The sequence below is a fragment of the Paenibacillus sp. FSL H8-0548 genome, from assembly GCF_038630985.1.
GTDB lineage: Bacteria > Bacillota > Bacilli > Paenibacillales > Paenibacillaceae > Pristimantibacillus.
In genome coordinates, this window is the sequence record NZ_CP152049.1 from 4,488,729 (window position 1) to 4,514,971 (window position 26,243).

22 protein-coding genes are annotated in these 26,243 nt (G+C 45.8%); 5 read left to right on the plus strand and 17 right to left on the minus strand.

Annotation, left to right across the window (positions count from 1 at the left end):
* Positions 1-32 precede the first annotated feature (32 nt).
* The 11 genes from MHI37_RS19640 to MHI37_RS19690 all read right to left on the minus strand — a co-directional run bounded on the left by MHI37_RS19640 (position 33) and on the right by MHI37_RS19690 (position 12,761).
* Positions 33-869, minus strand: a complete 837-nt coding sequence (locus tag MHI37_RS19640) for a hypothetical protein (protein ID WP_342556504.1) — start codon at positions 867-869, stop codon at positions 33-35.
* Positions 870-1,698: 829 nt separating this feature from the next.
* A complete protein-coding gene (locus MHI37_RS19645) occupies positions 1,699-2,562 on the minus strand; it encodes a DUF92 domain-containing protein (RefSeq protein WP_076339766.1) in 864 nt (287 codons plus the stop codon).
* A gap of 63 nt (positions 2,563-2,625) precedes the next feature.
* Entirely contained in the window at positions 2,626-3,378 is a 753-nt protein-coding gene (locus MHI37_RS19650) for a glycerophosphodiester phosphodiesterase family protein (protein WP_076339767.1), read from the minus strand.
* A gap of 30 nt (positions 3,379-3,408) precedes the next feature.
* A complete protein-coding gene (locus MHI37_RS19655) occupies positions 3,409-4,695 on the minus strand; it encodes a CapA family protein (RefSeq protein WP_076339768.1) in 1,287 nt (428 codons plus the stop codon).
* 105 nt (positions 4,696-4,800) lie between these two features.
* Positions 4,801-6,234: a protoporphyrinogen oxidase gene (gene hemG / locus MHI37_RS19660; RefSeq protein ID WP_076339769.1), complete on the minus strand. Its 1,434-nt coding sequence runs from the start codon at positions 6,232-6,234 to the stop codon at positions 4,801-4,803.
* A 5-nt stretch (positions 6,235-6,239) separates the two neighbouring features.
* Entirely contained in the window at positions 6,240-7,193 is a 954-nt protein-coding gene (gene hemH / locus MHI37_RS19665) for a ferrochelatase (RefSeq protein WP_076339770.1), read from the minus strand.
* Complete coding sequence (hemE, locus tag MHI37_RS19670; RefSeq protein WP_076339771.1) at positions 7,186-8,256, minus strand: uroporphyrinogen decarboxylase; 1,071 nt, start codon at positions 8,254-8,256, stop codon at positions 7,186-7,188. The genes hemH and hemE overlap by 8 nt, the downstream gene beginning before the upstream one ends.
* A 231-nt stretch (positions 8,257-8,487) precedes the next feature.
* Positions 8,488-9,153 (minus strand): hypothetical protein, encoded by a 666-nt coding sequence (locus MHI37_RS19675; protein WP_076339773.1) that lies wholly within the window; start codon positions 9,151-9,153, stop codon positions 8,488-8,490.
* 2 nt (positions 9,154-9,155) lie between these two features.
* A complete protein-coding gene (locus MHI37_RS19680; protein WP_076339774.1) occupies positions 9,156-9,758 on the minus strand; it encodes a hypothetical protein in 603 nt (200 codons plus the stop codon).
* A complete protein-coding gene (gene pilM, locus MHI37_RS19685) occupies positions 9,755-10,798 on the minus strand; it encodes a pilus assembly protein PilM (protein WP_076339775.1) in 1,044 nt (347 codons plus the stop codon). The genes MHI37_RS19680 and pilM overlap by 4 nt, the downstream gene beginning before the upstream one ends.
* Before the next feature lie 34 nt (positions 10,799-10,832).
* Positions 10,833-12,761 carry a polymer-forming cytoskeletal protein gene (locus MHI37_RS19690; protein ID WP_076339776.1) on the minus strand — a complete coding sequence of 643 codons (1,929 nt, stop codon included), beginning with the start codon at positions 12,759-12,761 and terminating at the stop codon, positions 10,833-10,835.
* 74 nt (positions 12,762-12,835) lie between these two features.
* Here MHI37_RS19690 and MHI37_RS19695 point away from each other — a divergent pair, with 74 nt between their 5' ends.
* Both MHI37_RS19695 and MHI37_RS19700 read left to right on the plus strand, forming a co-directional pair.
* The gene (locus tag MHI37_RS19695) at positions 12,836-13,303 is read left to right on the plus strand and encodes a prepilin-type N-terminal cleavage/methylation domain-containing protein (RefSeq protein ID WP_076339777.1); all 468 of its coding nucleotides are present in this window, start codon (positions 12,836-12,838) and stop codon (positions 13,301-13,303) included.
* A gap of 21 nt (positions 13,304-13,324) precedes the next feature.
* Complete coding sequence (locus tag MHI37_RS19700) at positions 13,325-13,834, plus strand: prepilin-type N-terminal cleavage/methylation domain-containing protein (protein ID WP_076339778.1); 510 nt, start codon at positions 13,325-13,327, stop codon at positions 13,832-13,834.
* A gap of 3 nt (positions 13,835-13,837) precedes the next feature.
* Here the strand turns inward: MHI37_RS19700 and MHI37_RS19705 are convergent, their stop codons facing one another.
* From MHI37_RS19705 to MHI37_RS19725, 5 genes are all read right to left on the minus strand, one after another.
* Positions 13,838-14,611, minus strand: coding sequence for an A24 family peptidase (locus MHI37_RS19705; RefSeq protein WP_083676572.1), 774 nt, complete (start codon positions 14,609-14,611; stop codon positions 13,838-13,840).
* A 70-nt stretch (positions 14,612-14,681) separates the two neighbouring features.
* Positions 14,682-15,038, minus strand: coding sequence for a prepilin-type N-terminal cleavage/methylation domain-containing protein (locus MHI37_RS19710; protein ID WP_218638959.1), 357 nt, complete (start codon positions 15,036-15,038; stop codon positions 14,682-14,684).
* A gap of 250 nt (positions 15,039-15,288) precedes the next feature.
* Positions 15,289-16,500, minus strand: a complete 1,212-nt coding sequence (locus tag MHI37_RS19715) for a type II secretion system F family protein (protein WP_076339780.1) — start codon at positions 16,498-16,500, stop codon at positions 15,289-15,291.
* A gap of 33 nt (positions 16,501-16,533) precedes the next feature.
* Complete coding sequence (locus tag MHI37_RS19720) at positions 16,534-17,571, minus strand: type IV pilus twitching motility protein PilT (RefSeq protein WP_076339781.1); 1,038 nt, start codon at positions 17,569-17,571, stop codon at positions 16,534-16,536.
* Between the two features lie 32 nt (positions 17,572-17,603).
* On the minus strand, positions 17,604-19,271 hold the full coding sequence (locus MHI37_RS19725) for an ATPase, T2SS/T4P/T4SS family (protein ID WP_076339782.1): 1,668 nt from the start codon (positions 19,269-19,271) through the stop codon (positions 17,604-17,606).
* Positions 19,272-19,657: 386 nt separating this feature from the next.
* Here MHI37_RS19725 and MHI37_RS19730 point away from each other — a divergent pair, with 386 nt between their 5' ends.
* Positions 19,658-20,878: an MFS transporter gene (locus tag MHI37_RS19730; RefSeq protein WP_076339784.1), complete on the plus strand. Its 1,221-nt coding sequence runs from the start codon at positions 19,658-19,660 to the stop codon at positions 20,876-20,878.
* A 1,349-nt stretch (positions 20,879-22,227) separates the two neighbouring features.
* On the opposite strand, the gene MHI37_RS19735 is transcribed toward MHI37_RS19730, so the two are convergent.
* Positions 22,228-22,851, minus strand: a complete 624-nt coding sequence (locus MHI37_RS19735) for an O-methyltransferase (RefSeq protein WP_076339786.1) — start codon at positions 22,849-22,851, stop codon at positions 22,228-22,230.
* 154 nt (positions 22,852-23,005) lie between these two features.
* On the opposite strand from MHI37_RS19735, the gene MHI37_RS19740 reads away from it, so the two are divergent.
* Together MHI37_RS19740 and MHI37_RS19745 are read left to right on the plus strand one after the other, a co-directional pair.
* Positions 23,006-24,139 carry a class I SAM-dependent RNA methyltransferase gene (locus MHI37_RS19740; protein ID WP_076339787.1) on the plus strand — a complete coding sequence of 378 codons (1,134 nt, stop codon included), beginning with the start codon at positions 23,006-23,008 and terminating at the stop codon, positions 24,137-24,139.
* Positions 24,140-24,174: 35 nt separating this feature from the next.
* Positions 24,175-26,208 carry an LTA synthase family protein gene (locus tag MHI37_RS19745; RefSeq protein WP_076339788.1) on the plus strand — a complete coding sequence of 678 codons (2,034 nt, stop codon included), beginning with the start codon at positions 24,175-24,177 and terminating at the stop codon, positions 26,206-26,208.
* Positions 26,209-26,243: the final 35 nt, after the last annotated feature.

The window sequence follows — 26,243 nt, forward strand, 5'->3', positions numbered from 1 at the left end:
CCAGATCCAATAGGATACCGTGCCATCCTTCATTAGCACAAAAGAGAAAGCGTTAGATTCCCCCTTGCTCCCGATACTGCCGCAACGTTTGGAGCCAGCTTAGCAACATTGAATTCAGGAGAAGCTACGCCATAAATAGCAAAACGGTCAATCGTATAAATATCCCACGACGAGCTAATCGCTAGTCCACTAGAGATCGATGCAGCTTCTTTAAAATTGGTTGGCTTAGCATCCTTGCGATCCACTAACGGAGCCGGTAGAAAAGAATCTCCGTATCTATCTTGTCCCCAAATCCACAATGAACCGTCCTTCCCCAATGCTAACGGAAAAGTTCCACCATCCGCAATCGCCACGATATTCTTCAGCTCTCCAATTCGTCCTGGTCTCAGCTTCGCTTCTACACTTGCTTCAGCAGCACAGGATTCATTAGGCAATTGATATTCACAGCCTCCACTCACTGACCATACCGTACCGTCAGCCTTTAGAACATAATTGCCTGATACATCGACAGCACCGCTTAGCCCTTCTACCTTAGTCGGTTGATCAAACGTATTAAAATATACAATCTTACCGTCAGGACCAGTGACATTTCCGATTTTCCTTCCCCAAGTCCAGACCGTTCCATCCTTCTTCACCGCTGTGTTCCCCTCTGAGATCGTCTTAACTTCCTCAAGAATAGGGACTGCTTCGTACGTTTCCTCATTCCAGGTCCACAATACACCCTTATCGTCCAGCGCATGATTTCCATCGATGCTTACAATACCCTTCAGCAGCGGGGCTGCTGCCGCATTTGCAGGAATGGGTGCTGCAGCGAGGACAATCACTGCAGCAATCGTGCTCAGGGACAGCTTCTTAAACGCCTTCAGCATTCCTTCACCTCTTCATCTATTGATAATGATTAGACGAGGTTACTAGTAAAAAGTTACATTTGTGTTATGGAAATAATGAAGATTGCATCTATGTATATGCTCATAGTCAGGCTTGACCATCTCGCGCCAGCAGCTGTTTCCCTCACCCTCACCTACCTGCAATATGTACGCAGTAGGATCGCGGGCAATGCAAAGTAGATAAGTCTAATAAATAGATCTATTCACACACGTTCCCGCCAAATGGGCACTCGATGCCCTCTCTTCGGTGAAATAAGTCTAATTTTGGTCCTCTGTCAAGAAAGTAGCCGGGTTTTAGGTTGGATAAGCACGTATGCGTGCTTATTGAGCTGTATCGGCGTGTGGCTGAGGTGGAAAAGTGTGTTTAAGCGCATATGTGTTCTTAACGAGTCAAAGTAGCCGGGTTTTAGGTTGGATAAGCACGTATGCGTGCTTATTGAGCTGTATCGGCGTGTGGCTGAGGTGGAAAAGTGTGCTTAAGCGCATATGTGTTCTTAACGCGTCAAAGTAGCTGGGTTTTAGGTTGGATAAGCACGTGTGCGTGCTTATTGAGCTGTATCGGCGTGTGGCTGAGGCGGGAAAGTGTGTTTAAGCGCATATGTGTTCTTAACGAGTCAAAATAGCTGGGTTTTAGGTTGGATAAGCACGTGTGCGTGCTTATTGAGCTGTATCGGCGTGTGGCAGAGGCGGAAAAGTGTGCTTAAGCGCATATGTGTTCTTAACGCGTCAAAGTTGGTTGGTTGGTTTTTTCAGCTAAAGAAAAGACCGTTCTAGGATTCGAAATCCTAAAACGGTCTAACGTATCGGGCATTTATAGCAGCCAATGCCCGATGATCCATGCTAGCACGCCTGCAAATAACGACGACAGGAGGTTCACCCTGTCGTTGTTCAGCCAGGCGAAGCCGCGCACTTTCTCCGCCGCGCTGCCGCAATGCGCGGCGCGCTCGATATCGCTGCCGCATACCCGGCAGCGATACATGGCCTGGCCGGTTGCGCCGAGCAGCGAGTCGGCGAAGGCACCGGCCAGGCCGGCGGAGGCCGCTGCGGCGATGTATGCCGCTGCTGCAGCTCCGCCGCCTAGCGTACCCGCAGCAGCCTCTGCTGGCTGCGGGGCCGCTAGAGCCGCGGCAACGACGCCGATGAACACGGCGCCTGCGAGCGCGGCTGCGCTGCCGAGCGGCGTGACTCCGCCGCTCGTGCCTGGGGCAACCGGCTTGCCGCTCGTCACCGATCGCGGTGCCGTCCTGCTAAGAGCGCCGATCTCGGTGGCCCATGTATCGGCGTTAACAGAAGCCATCACGCCGATATACGCAAATAGCCAGCCTTGATCTGGCCAAAGCGCATTAGCAGCACATAAGAGCAAGCCTGTGCCGCCATTCGCCCACACCTGGCCCGCATCACGGCGTCCAGTCTTCTCATACTTTGCTTCAGCGGATGCTTTGGCGCGATGCTTCCGTTTCCACTTCGACCATAAGGTAGACGATACGAAAAATGCAATCAGCAAGCCAAACCAGACAGGCGCTCCCAGCACAGCGAAGCCGGTACCCATGATAACGGCTGACCACGCTCCGGAAGCAGACAATGCGCGAAAGCGGAGTGCAGCTGCAGCAATAAGACCGCTGCCGAGCACTCCGGCAAGCAGCCTTAGCCACCACTCATCTATTAATCCAACCATACTCGCTTACGACCTCCTGTTATTTAGCAGCAGCCGCACAACGTAAGCTGCTCCTAAGCTAACCTAGCTAGTGCTGCCTTGTGCTAATGCTTCCAGCCGCAGCTCATGCCAGCGCTCAGGATAGTTCGTGCAAATTAGAATATCAGGATCAAGCGAAGCTACTTTGCGCATAGCCCGCTTTTCATTTATCGTCCACGCCATCACCTGTATGCCTGCAGCTTTCAGAAGCGCTACGCGCTCCTTATTGAGCTTGGAATAGCTGATGGAAAGGAAATCCGAGCCTAGTTCCTTAAGCTCCTGTGGAAGCGTATTGCGCCAACCATCAATAATTAGACCTGTACGAATGGACTTCGATAGATTTCTCATCCGGTACAAGGTGCCTTCGTGAAAACAAGTAATAATAACTTCTTCCTCCGCTTTAAACGCTTGAATGCATTCCAGCACCTTCTGCTCGATATAAGGATAGCGGATACCATTGGTCTTCAGCTCAATATTAAGCTTGCAATGACCAACAGCCTCACTAAGCACTTGTTCAAGTGTAGGTACGGGCTCACCTTGATACTTTTGCGAAAACCAATGGCCTGCATCAAGTGAAGTCAGCTCAGCAGCCGTCAGACTCTTCACATCGCCCTTTCCATTCGTTGTTCTTCGAAGCGTTGGATCATGTATGACAACAGGCACGTGATCCTTCGATAAATGCACATCCAGCTCAATCCATTCCACTTCAGGATCAGCGATCGCAAGTCGTATCGCAGCCATTGTGTTTTCCGGCGCACGGCTGGACCAGCCCCTATGTGCTACACACGGATTTTTCATTAAACGATCATCCTTTCCGGACGGTTTCCATTAATCAGAAACGAGACGACCATCCGCTTCCAGCCTTACGCCAAAAGAAATCGAAGACAATCGATCAAGCAGCGTCTTTGCCGCATCCCCTTCGAGGGGTGTCGGCTGCGCATTCACTGTAAACATCGGATGGAACGTCAGCTCACAATCCCCGCTTTTTGTACATAAAGCATCAAGCACACCGGTTTCGCCAGCTGTTTCTTTCGGATATGAAGTAAAAATAAAGTTCCCTAAACTGTATGCAATCCATTTGCCTTTATACATTTCAAACCCTTGCAGCACATGCGGATGGCTTCCGATGACTAGATCTGCGCCGGCATCAATATATTGTTTGCCAAAATCCGTCTGGTAAGGCTCCAGTTTATCTACCCGTTCCTTACCCCAATGAACCATGACAACAACGATATCCGCCTGTTCCTTTGCTTTGGCAATCGCAGCATTAGCACGCGTCGTATCATAGCTCTCTGCTAATCCTGCATTATACTTGTCAGCTTTCCACGACGGGAACGGGACAACCCTGCTCAGTCCAATATACGCAACCTTTATGCCGCGAACCTCTTTAATAACCGGAGCAAAAGCTTCCGTATCATTGCTGCCCGCACCCATATGCGAAATGCCTGCTTCGTCCAAATAGCTCATCGTATCCAGCATGCCCTCAACACCCTGATCCAGAGCATGATTATTCGCTAGGCTCATCACATCGAAGCCAGCATTGTACATCGAAGGGAGAACATCAGGCGAACCCTTATACACGTATGGAGTTCCAACAACCGGAGTTCCCCTCTTCGTAATTGGAAATTCCAAATTGCCTGCAGTCAGATCAGGCTCGCTCAAATAAAGCAATGCCTCTTTATACAGATAATCATAGCCTTCACGCTCAGTGATCGCACTCACATATTCTGCAACCAGCAAGTCACCAACAAAGGATAAGCTAATTTTATCGTCATCACTAGCTGCAGGCTCAGAATCAATCACTTCAGCATCGTCCTCTGGCAGCGCGTTTACTCCGTTCTCATTGCTATTATCAGGCTCCTCCGATGGCAAAATAACATTGCCCGGCGTATTCTCATCTGTACTCGGCTTGCCTGCTTGCTCCTGACCATTCGAACCATCGCCAAAAATGTCAAACCATTCGGACAGCTTATCCGAATTCGATACGGCAAGCCATACGCCAAGCAATATTATAATGACACCAAGGAGCGTGAAATTGACGATAATACGTCGTTTGAGCCTTTTTTTCCGTCTAAGCTTTTCCTGTGAATGGGCTTCGGAACGAGATCTTTGCATCGAAAATGGCTCCTTCTCTACATTAGGTTAAAAAGTCCATATACCCTATGACTCTACCATTATAGCAAGGTTCCACCTTTGATGGGTAATCAATTATAGCACGACCTATTTGAAAATTGCCTGCGCCGCTTCCTTGCCTTGCCTTATGCAATCCGGCAGTCCAACGCCGTCGAATGCTGCACCTGTAATCCATACGCCAGGCAGCTCCTGCTGAACACGCTCGCGCAGCTTCTTCATATTCTCAAGATGTCCGATGGGGTATTGCGGCATGGAGCGCGGAAGTCTCGTGATTTCAGTGAACAAAGGCTCCGCCTTAACTCCCATCGTCTCTTCAATATCTCTTCTTACAGCCTTGATGAGACCCGCATCTGGCAATTTGACGCTCTCCTCTTGACCTGAGCGTCCAACATAGCAGCGCAGCAGCACCCGATCACTTGGACTGGTATGCAGCCATTTGCTTGATGTCCATGTGCATGCGGTGATATGAAGCCCTTCCGAGCGTGGCACAAGAAAGCCCGATCCGTCAAAATCCAGTCCGAACGTTGCCTTGTCGAATGCCATGACCACGTTAGCTACCGATACATAGTTAACCGCACGAAGCTCCTGGCAATCGATCAATGGCTCAAGCAGATCAGCTGCGTTATACGCAGGCGCTGTCATGACGATTCGATCCGCCTGCAGCGTTTCACCGCTATCAAGCACAACCTCATAACCGGCTGTCGGCTTACCGCTGGCATCAAGATTTCGCTTTATTTCCTGTACCTTTGTGCCAAGGCGCCGCTCTGCCTTGCTCAGTGCTTGATCAAGCGCGTTTACGAGCGTCGTTAAGCCACCTTTGAAAGTAAGGAAAGTGCCGCCCTTCGCCACAGCTGGCAGTGGCGCTGCGCCGGCTTTTCGGTTATACTGCATCCCGCGAATCAAGCTTCCATGCTTGCGCTCCGATGCTGCAAACTGTGGAAAGGTTGCCTGCAGACTAAGCTTCTTCAAATCTCCTGCATAAATGCCTGCAAGCAGCGGCTCGGCAATTCTTCGCATAACTTGATTGCCCACTCTCCGCTCTAAAAATCCACCCAGTGATTCATCGGATTGTTCCTTGCGCGCAGGCAGCACCAAATCCAGCAAAGCCCGCAGCTTGCCTCCCCATGACAGCAAGCCTGTCTTTACGAAGGGTCCGATCTCCGTCGGAACACCAAGGACTAGACCTGGCGGCATAGCATGCAGCTTTCGTTCATGCAAAATATATGTTTTCTTCGCACCTGGATTAGTTGTCGTCAGCTCGTTCTCCAAACCAAGCTCCACCGCCAAATCAATAATGGCCAACTTTCGCGCCAAAAAAGAGTCAGGTCCTTTTTCAATGACGAATCCGTCACGCTGCAGCGTATTTATTTTCCCGCCCAAGGCAGGAGCGCCATCTACGATGGTCAATTCAATCTCCCTGCCCTGTCGCTCCGCTTCCCGCTGCAAATAAAAAGCGGAGCTCAGCCCGCTGATCCCTCCGCCAATAATGACAATTCGATCAGGGTTTCCGATTCTCCGCATCTCATTCATTCCTTCCCTTGGCTGGCCAAGGCCTCGATGACCGTTTCTGCCAATGTCTCCATATATAATGGGTCGCGATTCAGCATCGCGATTCGATCTAAAGTAATGTCAAGCGGCTTGGAAGCGTCCTTCGCTTCAATGTCAAGATCATAAAGCACTTCCAAATGATCCGATACGAAGCCGACCGGTGCAACTAGAACTGCTTTAACGCCCTCTTCTGCAAGCACAGGCAAGGTTTCCAAAATATCTGGTCCAAGCCATGGATCTCTAGTACGCCCCGCGCTTTGCCAAGTAAACTGCCAATCCTTTACGCCTGCTGCCTTCGCAACTGCTGCTGAGGTTTCTAGCAGCTGCTGCTCATAGGGATCGCCAACCTCACGAATTTTTTCTGGTAAGCTATGTGCGCTAAACAGCACCTTCACACGATCTTCGCCATCCGTAGCAGCTGCCAATCGTCCTAATCCATCCACAACTCTTTCGGTAAGTGCCTGAAGCAGCTTCGGATGCATGTGATACTGCTTCACAAAAGTCATCGCAATACCTAGCTCCTTCGCCTTCTCCTCAGCACGCTTAATGTAGCTGCCTACGCTCATCGTCGAGAAGTGTGGAGCCAGTACGATGCCAACCGCTTCCGTAATGCCAGCCTTCGCCATTTGTTCAACGCCGTCCTCAATATAGGGCTTCGCATGCTTCAAGCCCTGATAACATACGAATTGGCCTGGCGCCAGCTGCTCCAGCTTATCCTGCAAGCCAGCTACTTGTCCGTTTGTGTTTTCCCGAAGCGGAAATACGCCCCCCACAATAGCTTCATAACGACCCTTTAGCTCAGCGAGCAGCTCCGGGGTAGGCGCGTTTCCACGACGAATATGAGTATAATAAGCCTCAACGTCATCCAGCGATTCTGGCGTGCCGTACGACATAACAAGTACACCGATTTGCTTATTTTGATGCTCAGACATGCTTTGCCTCCTTATTGCTGCGTGCTGCAATAGCTTTCTTGGAATAAGATTGCACGAATGCAGTCAGCTCAGCGAGCTTCTCAAGCGACGCCTCTGGAAATAGGCCGTGTCCAAGGTTGAAAATAAAGCCTGGCGCTTCTATTCCGCTATCAATAATTTCCTTAGCATAGCTCTCAATGACTTGGATTGGCGCAGTCAGAATGGTTGGATCAAGATTGCCCTGAACAGCAAAGCCGTTATCCAGTCTCCGTCTGCCCTCCGCAATAGATACACGCCAGTCAAGGCCGATAACATCAGTCTTCACCTGATGCAATTCCGGCAATAGCTCACCTGAACTCACGCCTGGAAAATAAATCTTCGGCTGCGGCAAATCCGACAGCTCTGCGAAGATCCGTTCAATGGTAGGCAATACGAATTTCCGGAAATCAGCGGGACTCAGTGCGCCTACCCAGCTGTCAAACAATTGAACAGCCTTGGCCCCTGCGGCAACATGCGCACGCAAATAAGTAATAACCATGTCACCCAGCTTGCGCATGAGTTCATGCCAAACCGCTGGCTCACTGTACATCATTTCTTTCGTGCGCAAATAGTTTTTGGAAGGTCTTCCTTCAATTAAATAGCTCGCAATCGTGAACGGTGCGCCCGCGAAAGAAATGAGCGGAACCTCAAGCTCACGATCTAGGATTCGAATCGTTTCAATAACATGGCCGAGATCGCCATCAACATCAATTGGCTTTAATCTCTCCACGTCAGCGGCTGATTTAATCGGGTTCGCAATGACCGGTCCAATATTAGCAACGATATCAAAATCAATTCCGATAGAGGCTACTGGATTCATAATATCGGAATATAATATAGCCGCATCAACACCGAGCTTCCGAATCGGCATCAGCGTAACCTCAGCCGCAAGCTCTGGCTGCTTGCATATTTCAAGCAAAGAATATTTCTCTTTTATTTTGCGGTAATCAGGATCGTACCTTCCCGCCTGTCTCATGTACCATACAGGTATTTGATCTACTTGTTCCTTCCGGCAAGCCCGTATGAAACGGTCGTTATACGTCATTCCCGTTCCTCTTTTCTATGTATTTTCCTATGCTTCCATTATGCCCTTTTTCCTCATACCTAACAACTAGCGCAGGTCGACTTCCTATGACAATAGTATGACAATAAGCTTTGAGCTGCGTGAAGGACTTATGAATAAAGGATGGCCTTCTGAATGAGAGACGAAACTCCCTCATCAAAAAGCCATCCTAATTAAGCTGCAAACAGTTATCTACGCTGATTTCTCTAAAGACTATTCTGCTATGCTATCCGTAAGAAAGGCATTCGCCAATTGGGGGAAAACATAGGCTTGAACGGTCATCTGCAAAGCATAAATTGCTTTATCCTTATTAATGAAGGAAAACGAAAATAATTCTGGATAATCCTTATTAATGGCTTCCTTAGTCTGCTCTGTGATGCTCCACTTTTGCAAGCTAAACAAGCGTTCATGCTTTTGCATGTTATCAATGTAAGCCAGCAAATCAGGCAAATGGCCCACAACGAGAACCTCATATCCCGTTATCATCGTACCTGAATTTTGTGAACCAGCGGTTGACTGCGGCTCCGATTCAGTGCCGCCGGATTGCCTTACATAGGCTAAAGGCGTATTTGATTCAACCGATAAATCATTAATAAACACAAAATTTTCCGAATCTATTCTTTTTACAGGCACACGAGTCGTTATTTGCGTCATTTGCTCATCTGAGATATTCTCATTCGTGTACTCGTTCTTTACGCTTTGCAGCGTAACATTTTTTTGATCAATGCCTTGTTTATCTACTTTTAAACTATCCAACCCTGGTAATAGAAATAAAAATAGAACAGCAGCGTTCAAGACGACCAAAAGAGCAACGACAACTATAAAAACAACTTGGTTTTGGCTAAGTGCTGCCTTAGAGGATTTCAACTTGATCTCCATCGTTACGAAGCTCCTTTATCGTCGCTAAGCTCAATGTCCAACATTAGCTTATAAACTTCTTTTCTTACCGTTTTGGTTGTTGATACACCCTCTATATCTGAAGGCACGACTTCCGTTGTCGTTTGTTCATCTGTTTTTTTGAACACTGAGGTTAAAATCACCTGTTGAAGCTGTTCTTCAGCTTCCAATAGCCTCATATACGCAACTACGTCCGAGTAGATCTTAAAATCAAGGTCAATCGTTATTTTTTTCTGGTCCACGGCGTTTAACGATACTAGCTTTGCTGTTGCAGGCATATTTTTAGTAATCGCTGACAAATAGGGACCCCATTCGGTGCGATTCTGCATAAGCGCAGCAATCAATTGTTCTGCTTGCCTATATCCATCCACTTTAACCTTTAATTCACCATTATCGCGAATCGCATTAATCTCCTGATCCAATTGCAGACCTTGTTCATTAACACGACTGCTCTCTGATTTCCAAGTCATAATATAATAACATTGAGCAGCGAGTACAATAATCAGTAAAATCACGAGCAGCGGCTTAAGCTTCGGATTTTGCAGCACTTCTTTCTGTCTCGAAGGCAATAGGTTAATCGATTTCATGCTTCCTTCCCCCTCAAAGCCAAACCAAGCGGTACCGCATAAGTAGCAGCATTCCAGTTTGTGGAGTTATCCGCTACAGATAGTGATTGCCAATCAAGCAGCGTTACGGGCGGGGTTAAGCCTTCTGCCATCAACCCAGCTAGACGCCCTAGTTCTGCTATATCCCCCGAGAGAATAATTTTGCTAAATGACTTCTCACTTTTATTCAAATTATAATAATAGAAATTCATTAATCGCTCCAACTCAGCAATCAAGTCCTGTGCAGCGTTCGAGAAGGTCTGCTCTGGACTAGAGAAGCTTTCCAGCCAACTATTTTGCTCTGAATCAGCATCTTTAGTGATGCTTTTGAAGGATACCTCAACATTGCGGGTTATTTTGAAATGGCCATCCTCAATAATGGTGAATTCACTATTAAGCTCATTCACATTGACAATAATGTTAATGCCATCTGTATCGATATGTCCCGTATCAAGTACACGCAATAGAGAGAACGACTTAATCTCGATGCTGCATGGAATTAACTTCAATCTCTCGAAAATATCCACATAATCTTGCAAAATACTTGTAGGTGCAGCAACCACCAACACCTCACTAAGATTTTCTTCTTCCAATGGAACCTTAACAATATCGTTCGGATTCCTCGGAAGCTTTATGAAATCATAAGAAGGATCGTCAAACGCCATACTTAAGTTGTTTTTCATTTCAAAGCTCACAAGCTTTTTGAGATCAGCATGAGCAAGATCAGGCAGCTTAAGACTTCTTACCATGGCCATTTGACTTGGGATAGCAAAATGCACGTATCGGCTGCTGAATCTTCTTGAATCCAGCACCATTTTTATCGTATCATGAAGTTTTTCCTGATCAACTACCTTACCGTCATCCACTACTCCTGCTGGCAGCTGTCTAGATGAATAATTAAGAAGTTTTATAGGCTGCTTGCCCTTCTGCTGAATCTCGCAAATCTTCACATCGCTGTCCGTAATTTCTATGCCCAGGGTTTGATGCCCATTTGATAGTTTTCTAAGTATGGATTGATTCATCTCTTATCCCCCTTGTAGCAGAGCAACATTTTGATTAAGTAATACAAATATACTTCTTAGTATGATTAGCATTTCCATATTCGGCTGAAAAGGTTGTTTTCAACCCGACATTAAAACCTTTCATTTTTATTTTGTTCCAATCTACGTTGTTTAATTTATCTCCGAAAATAGCATTTTGATAGACAATAAGCATACCGTTTTCCAATACTACTTTGCCATTAACCGAACTAGTAAATGAAAGATTAGATTTAGTTATGAAATGCTCGCCTATAATCATTTCTCCATTGCCATTAATCGTACTTATTGAAACATCACCGATTGCCATAATTGTTTTGCCAACCTTTATGCTGGCATTCAGATCTCCAGTGAATGTTAATGAAGACTTTGTGAGTAAATTCTCTGCAATCGCGATGGTGCCTTTAGCATTAGAGACCTTGAACTGTACTTTTCCTGAAGCAACAAGTGATTTCCCGATACTAACTCCATTATTCAAATCACCGGTGAAGAGAATATCACTCTTTGAGATCAAATCTCCTAGTACTTCGAGGGAACCGCCGCTATTAAACGTACCAAAAGAAATTGTCCCTGCCGCTGCCATTGTTTTCATAACCGTGAACTTTGCGTTCCATGTTCCTAGAAATTGAACTGTACCTATTGAAATGAAATTGCCGCCAATCGTTATGCTAGTGCCGTTGATGGTGTTAAAATCCGCATTACCATTTACAACTACAGATCCTATAATATTTACATTAACATTAATGCTAGAACTGACACTCAAACTACCTGCTACAATATCACCGTTTACAGTCAGTTTTTTAATAGACTTGTTTAAAGTCAGCTTACCTCCAACGACTAAATCGCCCTCAATTGTAATTTCCCCAACATCTGAGTCTGTACCAATCTGCATGTCTCCACGAACATGTATGTCGCCTTTAAATGTCATATTCGAATTACTGGAGTTAGCAATTGTAAGTTTTTTCCCTACTTGAACATTACCATTTACGACAACGATATTTCTTATTTCCTTGCTAAACTCTAAATTCCCCGATGCAACAATTGATTTCGAATTTTCTTTGTCTATAATAACCTCAGCATCATTGATACCATTTTGTTTATAAATCCTCACATCGCCTGCATGATTAATAGCGTTCCTCGACTTTTCAATAACGAGCTCATTTGCCGTTGTAGAATTGCTAATACTAGAAACATTCGTCATCCGTTCATCCGGAAATACATTTTGAAAAGCATAACTTGTTGTAGAGTCAATTTTATTTAAATAATAATCTGTCGTCGGATCGAACCACTTCTCAAAATCCGTATACTCAAATCCATTATTAAAATGCTTGGCTGGCAAAGCTTCGCCTGCCGTCGCTCCTACATAACAAGCTGCGAATACTTTATTAAAATAAGGATCACCAACTACATTTGCTTTGATCAATACCTTTCCCCCTGGATTTGGAACCGGAGCAGTGGGGACTGGTGTTGGCCCAGGCGGTGAGGTCGGCGCAGGTGTGGGGGTTGATGTTGGAGGCACAACTGGTGCCACATATATAGCATCTAATTTATATTTCACTTTTCCTGATCGAGTCTGATTACCATTGCCATACTTTGCTGTAAAAATGATTTCTATCGGTTCATTGCTGCTGTTGCGAACAAGCGTTGCTTCAGCATCTAATGCTTCAATTGCATTAACCTGGTCTAGCAATGATACAATTTTGGCTTCAGTGTTGTTGGGACTGCTTATCCCCTCACGTTCGGTCATATCTTCATACAATCTACCAAACACAGTCATAGCAGAATGGGCCTTTGCAAAAGCAGCTTCTGAATTGCCTCCTGTTTTTGCTTGAAGTAATCCAACATTTGTGTTCATGGCAAGCGGTACTGCGATGAAGGAGAGCATGATGATAAAACCGAAAACTAGCATAAGTGTTCCGCCTTTGTCTGACCTTGAATATTTAAACATTGCCTTTTCCTCCTTCATCGTATTATTCTAATAGTAAAGCTATTCGAAAACTTGCACTTAATGGGAGGATTGTAATGCGAAACCAAAAGGGATTAACGCTTGTTGAAGTATTGGGCTCTATCGTACTGCTTGGTATCGCCATACTTTCTCTCACCTACATCTTGCAACAAGCAACCCTGCATACAAAAGATAATGAGAAAGTCGACCAATCTGTTCAACTAACTAGAACAGTTATTGAAGAACTTAAGAAGAATCTAAAGGACTCATCGAAGACTAGCATTACGGTTTACAACCAGCCGATTTCTTTGGACAATCTTAGAAGCTCAAGCCTTGCCTCTACTACTAATATCTATTATCCGAATGCCACGGCTCCTCAGTACGAGATAAGCATTCAAGTAAGCTCATCAGGACTAGGTAAAGTAACTGTAGACGGTACTGTACCGACGGACCTTGACAATATCTTTAAGCGAATAGATATCATTTGCACAAATTTAAATTCTTCCAAAACATATAAGCTTGAATCCTTTATTGAATATACTTAAATGATTGCTGAGGTGATTCGAATGTTTAACTCCATCAGAAACCAAAAAGGATTATCACTCGTTGAAGTTCTTGCAGTCCTTGTACTAACCTCAGTGGTTCTAGGTTTTCTAATTTATTTGCTGAATTATTCAAATAATAGTCTTAATCAGGTATCTGCACGTGAAGCAACATTGCAAGAATCACGTGACATTATGAATCACATTGTTAGTTCCGCACGTAAGGGACTTATCCCTAGTCCCGCTAACATTGAGAACGTCAATCATATGATGTTAATTGATCCTTTTGATGTTGGTGGACAATTTGTAAGCTACACATTAGATGAAACTACGAACACTTTCCAAGTAGAATATAAATTAAAAGATGACAACGGCATTCTACCAATAACATCGACAAAGCATATTTTTTCTGATCGGGTTGCCAGCATCCAATTTACTGCACTCGACGGGAAAATAGACATTATATTAAAAACCTATCTTCCGAATAAGTCTATTCACGAAACTTCCACAGTCGTTTATACAACCCTGAGGTAGCTTCTAAAAGTTCAGCATGGAGAGATACCACTCAATCAAACCGTTCCCCCAGTAATAAGCTGCTAACGCACCTGCGGCAATATAGGGTCCGAACGGTATTGTTTTGCCCCTAGAATGCGCCCCGATTGCTAACAACACAATTCCTCCAATTAAACCAAATAAACTGGCGAGAAACAGACTTAGCAAGGTCAGCTTTACGCCTAATATTAAACCAATAAATACATATAGCTTAATATCCCCTCCACCCATAGTCTCCTTCTTCAATATCCAACTTCCAATCACGCCTATAAGCAGCAATGCTCCACTGCCAACAAAGGCAGCTATACCATAATTCAATAACGGAAGCGGATGAATGAATAATCGAATGACGATTGCCCCGATTACACCAACAGCCACCACTTTATTTGGAATAATCATATCGGTAAGATCTGTTTGAACAATGATGACGAGGATGCAGATGAAAAATAGTACAGCGATAAGCTCTGGCTGCCAACCCAGTGTGAACGAGGCATGAGCAAATAAAACGGTAGTGATGATTTCCCCTATAGCGTAGCGCCAAAGGATCGAAGTCTTAGTTGATTTTCTGTGCAAACTTTTAATAGAAGCATTAAAAAAGATGGCAACTCTATAGATAAGCGGGTTGTCTTTTTTAATATGTTCTGTTGTCGGTGGAATTGCAGGCACTAAACTGCTATCCCAACGGGAAGCAATAACGCTGAGGACACCGCTTACGAGCAGTCCTAAAATCGCAAACGCAAATATAGCAGTTAAAGACATATTATCTCTTCCTTGCTTGAAAATTTATAGAAAGGCAACCCTATAGGGTTGCCCTTCTATATCTTTAACATTAGGTCGTTCTTGATATAGTTACTTTCCATACTCCATTAGTCTTCGTTGGACTCAATGACACAGTGTTTCCACCCTTATTAAAGGTCGGTTCTGCACTCAAATAACCACCCGATACCAGATCATCTATACTTACAGTAGTTGCAGACGATGTAGCAGTCTCGCTATCAATCATATAACGAACAGCTGCTTCTGTTATGAGCAGTTCACTTGCAGTGTCTGCTTTTGTCTTCGACTTTTCAATCGTCCCACCAATAGCAGGAATAGCAATAGCTGCGATAATCCCCACAATTACTAGTACCGCAAGCAACTCAATAAGTGTAAGACCCTTTTCATTCCGTTTCAATGCCATCAACATAAACATTCTCCTCCCAATTTTGAACCAATATTTTAAAGCTAGTAAAACCATTAATGATCTATTAATAGAGACATCATTAAGCTCATGCTCCTATCAATAGTTACTGCATACAATTACTATTTACCCAATAAAGGATAAGAGAAACCAGTAAACACAAGGTTAACTCTAGTAATCATATTTAAAGCGGCTCTGAGCAAGAGGTGCATCTATGCTCAGACAATCAAGTCTGATTTTCTCAAGACACTGCTATCTACAAATAGCTCTCCATCATTTTAAACGTCGGCATCATAACCGCCATTACGATGACACCTACGACTCCAGTCAACAGAACAATCATAAGCGGCTCAAGCAGCGACTTCAGTCGATCAGCCATCTGATCTACATCAGCCTCATAGAAATCGGCTACCTTGTCCAGCATGTCCTCCGTAGAGCCTGACCGCTCACCGATAGCGATCATTTGTACGACCATCGGAGGGAATAGCTTAGATTGCTTTAACGGCTCCGACATCGTTTCCCCGCTCAGTACCTTCTCCCGAATATCCGAGATGACTTTGCCGATGGCTTCGTTTCCGACGACATTGGATACAATCGACAAGCCTTGCATGATCGGTATTGCCGCTGCAATTAGCGAGCTGAATGTACGCGCGAAACGGGCGATTGCCTGCTTATGCCATAATGTGCCGAATACCGGAATTTTGAGCAGCCAATAATCTACCTTTTGCCTGCCTGCTGCTGTCCGCCTAATAAGCTTCCACACAATACTCGGTATAAACATTGCAGCAATAACGATGTACCAATAGCCCTGCATAAACTCACTAACAGCCATTACGATACGTGTAGGCAAGGGCAGCTCGATTCCCATTCCAGCGAAGCTCGTCACATATTGCGGAATAACAAAAAGCATCATAAAGATCACGACAACGACCATCAAGACGAGCATGATCACTGGATAAACCATCGCCGATTTTACCTTTTCCTTCGTGTTGCGCTCCTTTTCGAAGAAAATCGCAAGCCGATCAAGCATCGTATCCAGATTACCTGCTACCTCACCTGCTTGTACCATACTCACGAATACAGAGGAAAAAACGGTCGGATAAGCGGCCACAGATTCTGAAAACTGCTTCCCGGCACGCATCTCTTCGGCAATGCTTACTAGCAGCTTAGACAAGGTTTTGCTATCTGTCTGTTCACTTAATATTTGGACGGACTCCACCAGGCTGACACCCGCTCGGTACATCGTGGCCAATTGTCTGCAAAAAACAGTGAACTGATCCATTTTGACACGCGGTCCGCCGAACGAAATATCCTTATACAGCGTAGTTTCGTTCGCATCCAATATGTCTGTTACCCATAAGCCTTTCTCGCTCAGCGTCTCGCGCGCACGCTGCATCGAATTGGCCTCTAGCATGCCAATCGATTTTTTGCCGCTTGCTGTGACTGCTTTGTACCGATACTTAGGCATCAAACCAACTCCATTAGAACTTAATTGTTAACCTTACAGCTCTCCAAATCCAAAAACAGCATCACGCGCATCTTGGATTTTCACAGTCCCCTGCTGGACGAGCTCCCTTAGTGCATATTCCATCGTCTGCATCCCGAGCGCCTTGCCTGTCTGCATAACTGATCTAATCTGATAGATTTTCTCGACTCGGATAAGATTGGCTACGGCTGGTGTGTTGACCAGAACTTCAAATGCAGCCGTTCTCCCCTTTCCATCTGCTCTAGGCAACAGTCGCTGAGAAATAACGCCTAACAGAACTGCGGCTAGCTGTATTCTAATTTGTGCCTGCATCGCAGGTGGAAAAACATCAATAATACGGTCAATCGTTTGCGGAGCGTCCGCGGTATGCAGTGTCCCAAACACAAGATGACCTGTTTCTGCTGCACTAATCGCAGTACTGATCGTCTCCAAATCCCGCAATTCGCCTACAAGTATGATATCAGGGTCCTGCCTAAGTGCTGATCGCAAGCCATGGGAGAAAGAGGGCGTGTCCAGTCCAACCTCTCGTTGGTTGACCATCGATTTTTTATGATCATAGATAAACTCGATCGGATCCTCCAGCGTAATAATATGCGAATTTTCCGTTCGATTCATATGATCAATGATAGAGGCCAGGGTCGTTGATTTCCCGCTTCCCGTAGGTCCAGTAACAAGCAGCAGCCCCTGCGGCTTCTTCGCAAACTCCGCTGCAATTCGCGGCAACCGAAGCTCCTCCATCGTTGGGATTACACTTGGTACAATACGTATCGCAAGTCCCACGCTTCCTCGCTGCTTATAGGCGTTAATCCGAAATCTGGCAAGACCCGCAACTCCATAGGAGAAATCAACATCGCCATTTTGCTGAAGCGTCTCATAACGTTCCTCGGTCATGAACTGTTTCGCAAGCTCAAGTGTGTCATTTGGCTTTAATAGCGTATCGTTAATCGGTCTTAATTCTCCATGAATTCGAAAAATAACAGGTGAATTAACGGTAATATGAATATCCGACGCTTGTTTTGAATGAGCTAAATAAAGCAATTCCTCTGCCTGCATGGTAAGCACCCTTCCTGCTGAACGCTAACCTCTTATTCCCCTTGACCAAGAACACGAAACACCTCAGTAATAGTCGTATGGCCTTCAACTGCTTTCATTAAGCCATCTTCCAAAATCGGTATCATTCCTTGCCTTAGCGCATGCTCATAATATTCGTTATCCGAACGTTTGGAAATAATCAACGCCCTAAGCTCGTTATCGATCATTAGCACCTCATGAATCGCCAATCTTCCTTTATAACCGGTTCGTCCGCATTCACCGCAGCCCGCGCCTTTGTATAAGTGGTCTGTTTCAATGCCATGGCTGGTGAAAAACTCCAATTCTTTATCGATTGGCGTATATCGCTGCTTGCAATGACTGCAAATTTTCCTGACAAGCCGCTGTGCAACGATACAATTGACGGATGACGAAATGAGGAAGGGCTCAACCCCCATATCAATCAGCCTTGTAATCGAATTAACAGCATTGTTCGTATGTAATGTGCTTAGCACGAGGTGGCCGGTCATTGCTGCTCTTACGGAGATTTCCGCCGTTTCAGAATCACGAATCTCTCCAACCATGACGATGTTCGGATCCTGTCGCAAAATAGCTCTTAAACCTCTAGCGAACGTTAGTCCCGTTAACGGATTTACTTGAACCTGGTTCACACCTTCAAGCTGGTATTCGACAGGATCTTCCACCGTAATAATATTCACATCATCACTATTGAGATGAGCAAGTGCTGAATATAGCGTTGTCGATTTACCGCTGCCCGTTGGTCCAGTGATAAGTACGACCCCATACGCCATTTCAATGCTTTTGCGAAAAAGCTGTTCGTTGTGCTCAGATAGCTCTAGCTTCGAAATGTCTGCTAGAGAGTTGCCTAGATCAAGTACTCGAATAACGACCTTCTCGCCGTGAATCGTTGGCAGCGTAGACACTCGAACGTCTACTTTCCGAAAATCAATATCAAGCTCAACGCGCCCATCCTGTGGAAGCCTTCGCTCAGCAACATTTAAATTAGCCATAATTTTTATACGTGCAACGATAATGCTATGCATATTAGGCGGCAGTGTTCGCTCTGTCCTCATCACACCATCTACCCGGTAACGAATCCGGAAACTTCCATCCTGAGGATCCAAGTGAATATCACTGGCCCCCAATTGAACGGCCTGTACTATAATTTGGCTGACGGTTTTCACGACTGGAGAATCTTCATCCTGTATTGCATGATCCTCGTCTAAGTCTTTCAGCTGTAAATTCCGGCTTATTTGCTCAATCGTATCCTGCAGTCCATAGAAACGATTAATAGCACGAACAAGCTCATCCTTAGAAGCAATTACTGGTTCGACTCTGAGTCCAGTTGCAATTCGTATTTCATCAATCGCAAAATAATCCAAAGGATCGGCCATCGCAAGAACTAATCTATTGCCGTCCATCCGAATCGGCATGACACAGTGCTGATCTGCTAGCTTTTGAGAGATTAACTGAATTATTTTCGGATCAATCTTCTGCCGATAAAGCTGCACATGCGGAATGCCTAGTTGAAATTCCAGTGCCTCGATAAACTGCTGCTGTGTTATGTACCCTTTCGAGATGAGAACATCCCCGAGCCTTGTTTTTAGTTCCCGTTGCTGAATTAAAGCCTGCTGCAGCTGATCTTGGGTAATTACGCCAGATTCGACTAGCAAATCTCCTATTCGCTTGCGGCCTCCTGACATAATCCATCACCAACTATTAATATATTTTTGGGAAATGTAAAAAATGTAAATTATAATGAAACTCGCTTTAATTAAAGCAATTAAAAGAGTTTATGTCAATGACTTTTGACCTATTAATTCCGCTCTTTAATAAGCATATTTTCCTATTTAAATTTATAATTCAATTTATTTGTGACCTAAGAACTAATGTTCGTTTTGAATTATTTTTTTATCAATGTTCTTTGTCGAATACTACATTTATTATACTACACTTCGACAAAAAGCGAGCTGGAAATTATATTAAAAAATAATATTTTTCAATAATAATATTTTTATTTTTGTAAGCGGTTTATTATATCGTTCTCACCATGAGGAACTCAAATGACGAATTATGCTATAATTTCTTTATGGAACAATGGAAAAAAAATCTGATCGTGTTATGGTTCGGACAATTTCTCGTTATGGCTGGAATGACGATGATTATACCGTTCCTATCTCTCTATCTGCAATTTGATTTAGGCTTATCCGATAAGCATGAAATTGGAATTTGGGCTGGTCTTATTTTTGCCGGCAACTTCGTTACATCCTTTATATTTCAACCGATATGGGGAAAAGCGGCTGACCGCTATGGTCGGAAAATGATGCTGCTTCGCTCAGGTTTTGGCATGTCCATTGTGATGATTCTCATGGGCTTTGCCACAAATCCGTGGCATCTACTGCTGCTTCGCATGCTGAATGGTACGATTTCGGGATTCAATCCGGCCTCCATCGCATTGATATCGGCTACGACGCCAAAAAACAAAATGGGCTTTGCGATGGGCACGATTCAATCCGGGGGTATTGCCGGTACGATACTTGGCCCTTTCATAGGCGGATTGCTCGCTGACAGCATTGGCTTCAGGCCTATCTTCTACCTGACAGGAGCGTTGCTCTTTGCAGCCTCGCTGCTTGCCATGCTCGTTGTCAAAGAGCCCTTTGACCGCATGAAGGCCGCTGCTCGGGTACAGGCATCTGTCATTGAAGGCTTTCGTCAGCTAAGCGGAATTCCGCAGCTAACCGCTTTATTTGCGGTCACATTCCTGATGCAATTTGCAATGATGAGCCCAATGACACTTATTCCGCTCTACGTTCAGGAGCTGCACGGCACAACCGCTAATCTCGCCTTTTTCGCAGGCTTCGTCGGCTCTGTCACAGGCCTCTCGAATCTTGTCGCCTCACCGCTGCTAGGAAAGCTGAGCGATCGAATCGGCGCAGAACGAGTGCTTGGCGTCGCGCTTGTTGGAGCCTCGCTCTCCTTTATTCCACAGGCTATGGCAGGAACAGTCTGGCAATTGCTGCTAGCTCGCTTTGTACTTGGTATTTTTCTGGGAGGCCTTATTCCAGCCGTAAACTCCCTGATTCGAAAATACACACCGGACGGCATGGAGAGCCGCTCCTACAGCTTCAACACCAGTACAATGAGCCTTGGCAATATGATCGGACCAATCACGGGCGGTGCCCTGTCCGGCTGGATCGGCATTCAAGGACTGTTCCTGCTATCTGCGGTCATGCTTATGATCAATGCAGGATGGGTATGGCAATCGCTGCTGCGCAAGCGTCCGCTAGCTCAGCACGGCAAGGACGGCTGAGACATTGATTAGTAAAGGGGCGAGTGGATAATATCCCACTCGCCCCTTTCATCGTTCTGCTGCGGCAGCTTTCCTCTTCATCCACACGCCGAAACAGCTCAATAAGCACGCATACGTGCTTATCGAACCCAGAAACCGGCTACTTTCCCGCGATAAGAACACATATGCGCTTAAACACACTTTCCCGCAGCATCCACACGCCGAAACAGCCCGAAACAGCTCAATAAGCACGCATACGTGCTTATTGCACCTAAAACCTGGTTACTTTGCCGCTGTAAGAACACATATGCGCTTAAACACACTTTTCCGACTCATCCACCCACCGAAACTGCCCGAAACAGCTCAATAAGCACGCATACGTGCTTATTGCACCTAGAACCCGGCTACTTTGCCGCTGTAAGAACACATATGCGCTTAAACACACTTTCCCGCAGCATCCACACGCCGAAACAGCCCGAAACAGCGCAATAAGCACGCATACGTGCTTATTGCACCTAAAACCCGGCTACTTTGCCGCTGTAAGAACACATATGCGCTTAAACACACTTTCCCGTCTCATCCACACGCCGAAACAGCTCAATAAGCACGCATACGTGCTTATCCAACCTAAAACCCAGCTACTTTACCGCGATAAGAACACATATGCGCTTAAAGTCAATTTCCCACCTCATCCACACGCCAAAACAGCTCAATAAGCACGCATACGTGCTTATCGAACCCAGAAACCGGCTACTTTGCCGCTGTAAGAACACATATGCGCTTAAACACACTTTCCCGCAGCATCCACACGCCGAAACAGCCCGAAACAGCGCAATAAGCACGCATACGTGCTTATTGCACCTAAAACCTGGTTACTTTGCCGCTGTAAGAACACATATGCGCTTAAACATACTTTTCCATCTCATCCACGCGCCGAAACAGCCCGAAACAGCTCAATAAGCACGCATACGTGCTTATTGCACCTAAAACCCGGCTACTTTGCCGCTGTAAGAACACATATGCGCTTAAACACACTTTCCCGTCTCATCCACACGCCGAAACAGCCCGAAACAGTGCAATAAGCACGCATACGTGCTTATTGCACCTAAAACCTGGTTACTTTGCCGCGATAAGAACACATATGCGCTTAAACACACTTTTCCATCTCATCCACACACCGAAACTGCCCGAAACAGCCCAATAAGCACACATACGTGCTTATCCAACCTAATACCTAGCTACGTTACCGCGATAAGAACACATATGCGCTTAAACACACTTTTCCGTCTCATCCACCTGCGCCAAAAAAACACGCCCTGTTCCTAGCGAATTTAAGTCGCAGGGATCAGGGCGTTGCTTGTTCGCTACCCTTATTTGACGATTGCTATTGCCAGACCGTCATATCCGGGCAGTACGGTGCTTTGCAGCCGCTGGTCCGACGCGATTGTTTCATTAAAGTAACGAACTGCTCGAACAGCTGGGCCTGCTTTGGCTGGATCGATTGTTCTGCCGCGCAGCAAAATATTATCGCCCACGATAATAGCGCCTGGCTCTGCCAGCGCGATCGCATATTCCAGATAAATCGGGTAACCTTCCTTATCTGCATCGATAAAAAAGAAATCAAACTTGCGTCCTGACTCCTTGAGCTCCGCTAAGCTTTGCTTCGCATCACCTACGATATACTCTACCTTATCTCCTAAACCAGCAGCTTTCATATGTACCTTCGCTACATCCGCATAGCTTTGCAGCAGCTCAAGAGATACCAGCTTGCCGCCTTGAGGAAGTCCACGCGCCAAGCAAATACCGCTGTACCCGCCAAGCGCTCCTATTTCTACGATATTCTGCGCTTTCGATAGCGTCACAAGCATCGTAAGCAGCCTGCCATATCCATCAGCAACCGAAATATCCGGCATTCCGTTTGCCGCAATTCCTGCTTTTGTTCGTTCCAGATCGGCATCTGCGCCATAAAGCGAATCTACATATTGTTCATCCAAGCGGTATCATTCCTTTCTCTCCAATTTTACAGTTTGTAAATACCAGCTAGTTTGTCCTATACTTAATTGTATGTTTTTGTTCACAGGGATACAAGCTTAGGCTTATCAAGCGATTAATATTGATCGTTAAGAATAAATGAAATGAGAGTGCATAATGGAAAATTTACAACTAATTGCAACCGCGCCGATGGGTCTTGAGGCCGTTGTCGCGCGTGAGCTAAAGGATTTAGGCTATACCGATCTGAAGGTAGAGAACGGACGTGTTAATTTCACAGGCGGACCTGCCGATATTTGCCGTACTAATCTTTGGCTGCGTACCGCAGGTCGTATTCTAATTAAAATGGGCGAGTTTCCAGCAACTACGTTCGATGAGCTGTTCGAGGGCACCAAAGCGCTCGATTGGCCGGCATGGATTCCAAACGACGGCGAATTCCCAGTTAACGGGCGCTCGCAAAAATCACAGCTGACCAGCGTGCCTGCTTGTCAAAGCATCGTCAAGAAAGCAGTCGTTGACAAAATGACTGATCGCTACGGCACCGAATGGTTTCCAGAGAACGGCGGACGCTACGTTATTGAAGTAACGCTAATGAATGACCGCGCGATGCTCACACTCGACACCACGGGGGATGGCTTGCATAAAAGGGGCTACCGCAAAGTAGCGACCGAAGCTCCAATTAGAGAGACGCTTGCTGCCGCTCTCGTTCAGCTTAGCCGCTGGCGTCCTGAAAGGCCGCTTTACGATCCTTTCTGCGGTTCAGGCACTATCCTGATTGAAGCAGCTATGATTGGCTGGAACATTGCTCCTGGACTCCGCAGAAGCTTTAATAGCGAGGGCTGGCCGCTAATTCCAAACAAGCTTTGGGATGAGGCGCGCGAAGAAGCGTTTGATTTGGTTAAGGATGACATTCCACTTCAAATCGCCGGCTCCGACATTGATCCTGTCGCCATTGAAATTGCGGAGGCGGCAATCAAGAAGGCTGGCTTCGGCAAAGACATCAAGCTATCCGTTCAGCCTGTTGCCAAAGTTAAGCTTGAAGGCGATTACGGTGTAATTATTACGAACCCGCCATATGGCGAACGGCTCGGCGATGATGTGCAGGCAGAAGCGGCTATGCGACAATTCGGCCTAACAGCACTCCACTATCCGACCTGGTCCTATTTCTCGATAAGTCCAGCTACAACGATAGAACACTATTTTGGACGCCCCGCCGACAAGAAACGGAAGCTGTTCAACGGTCGCATTGAATGTAATTACCTTCAATTTTTTGGACCACTCCCCCCTCGCTAACATCGAGAAAAAAGGAGGAGAAAGGATTTTTATACATGGTTTCTATTAAACAAGCATCAATACGTCATATGTTGAGCTTACTGCTGGTTTGGCTGGAGCGGCTTAAAGCTGTTGATTTAATGCTGTTTGTTGGCGTAATGCTGCTAAAGCTGTATCTGTTCTCCGAGTTCCTTCATATTGCCAATATGAAAATGACGCATATTGATGCTGTTATTGAGCTGGGAGCGATTCTGCTATACAGCTTTTGGACCATTTGGCTGCCGACTCGAGGGCGGATACTTTCGCTTATAGCCTTAAATATGATCGCAACTTTTGTTCTATATGCCGATCTTATTTATTATCGTTATTTTCAAGACTTAATCTCCATCCCTGTGCTGCTTCAGCTCAGCCAAGTCGATTCCTTGGGCGAGAGCATCGGAACGCTGCTTCGAGCTAAGGATTTTATTTTATTTCTGGACTGGCTGCTGATCATCCCCTTTGGCATTTACATCATGCGGCGGGGACGCGGCGATTTGCGCCATGCCAATAAGCAACGAGCAGCAGCTCCTGTTTGGCGGAGGGCTCTTGTCCGCATTGCTTTGAGCGCTGTTGTTTTCTTTATAGGTACTTCGCTTGTTTTCACGAATGTCAATGAAGCCAAGCGCACCTGGGCGTTAGGGGTTTTTGATGGCAATTGGTGGAATCTATCCATTTATAATGTCACAGGAGAGCTGGGCTTTCACGGCTATGATGTGTACCGTTATGTGAAGCAGCACTGGCTGGATGCGGAGACGGTTACGGCTGAGCAATTGTATGAAGCGCAAAAATGGGTCGAAGCGCGCGGTGCTTTGCGACAAGCAGCGGAGCATGATTCACTGTTTGGCGCATATGAAGGCAGCAATGTTTTGATGGTGCAGCTCGAAGCCTTTCAAAATTTCATGCTCCATAAGTCCATAGGCGGTGAAGAGATTACGCCGCATTTCAACAAGCTTATTGAACAGAGCGCCTACTTTAGCCAATTCTACCATCAGACCGCCCAAGGAAGAACCTCGGATGCCGATTTTACGGCCAACTGCTCGATGCAGCCGGTGGCGAACGGATCTGTATTTATTCAATATGCGCCTAATGAATTCGATTGCATGCCCAGTACCTTAAAGGACAACGATTATGCGACAACCGTTTTCCACTCCTATGAAGGCGGCTTTTGGAATCGCAACATCATGTATGGCAATATGAAATACGATCAATTTTATAGCCTGAAGCATTTTACAGTAGATGAGAAAATCGGCTGGGCACTCGGGGACAAGTCATTTTTCAGGCAATCACTCGATGTCATTTCTGATCAGCAGCAGCCCTTCTACTCATTCCTGATCACGCTTTCTAGTCATTATCCCTATACGATGCCAGCAGCGGAGCAAAAGCTCAATCTAGGCGAGCTGGATGGCACTCTTATGGGTGATTATTTGCAGTCGATTCATTATGTGGATGCTGCGCTTGGCGAGCTTATCGATCGAATGAAAGCAGAAGGGCTATGGAATAACACCATCCTGGTGATGTACGGAGACCACGATAATTCTATCAAGGATTGGACGCTGTTCGAGACGTTCATGGGCAAGAAGCTTAACGATGTGGAGCGCCAAAGAATCTTGAAGCAGGTTCCATTACTCATCCACCTACCAAATAATGAGCATGCTGGAACCTATACCGAGGTTGGCGGGCAGTTGGATGTAACCCCGACGATTATGCATCTGCTTGGTATATCAACAGCAGATCAATACTTGCTGGGCACGCCATTGCTTACTGATCAACCCCTAAGCGGTAAAATGATCGTTTTGCGAAACGGGGCTTTCACCGACGGGTCCATCTATTATATGCCTTCAAACGATGGCATCGCGGCTAATGGACGCTGCTGGAATATGGAATCGAACAGCATAACCGATATGAGCGCATGCGCTGATGCCGTCTTAGACGCAAACAACGAGCTAAGCTTCTCTGATCAAATCATCATGAACAATTTAATCAAGGACTTTAAAAACAATGTTTCGATCGAAGCTAGCAGGCCGAGCAAGGTCGAAACTGTTGAGCGATGATGATATATTTTAAAAAAAGAAGGGCTTCTCCCGTC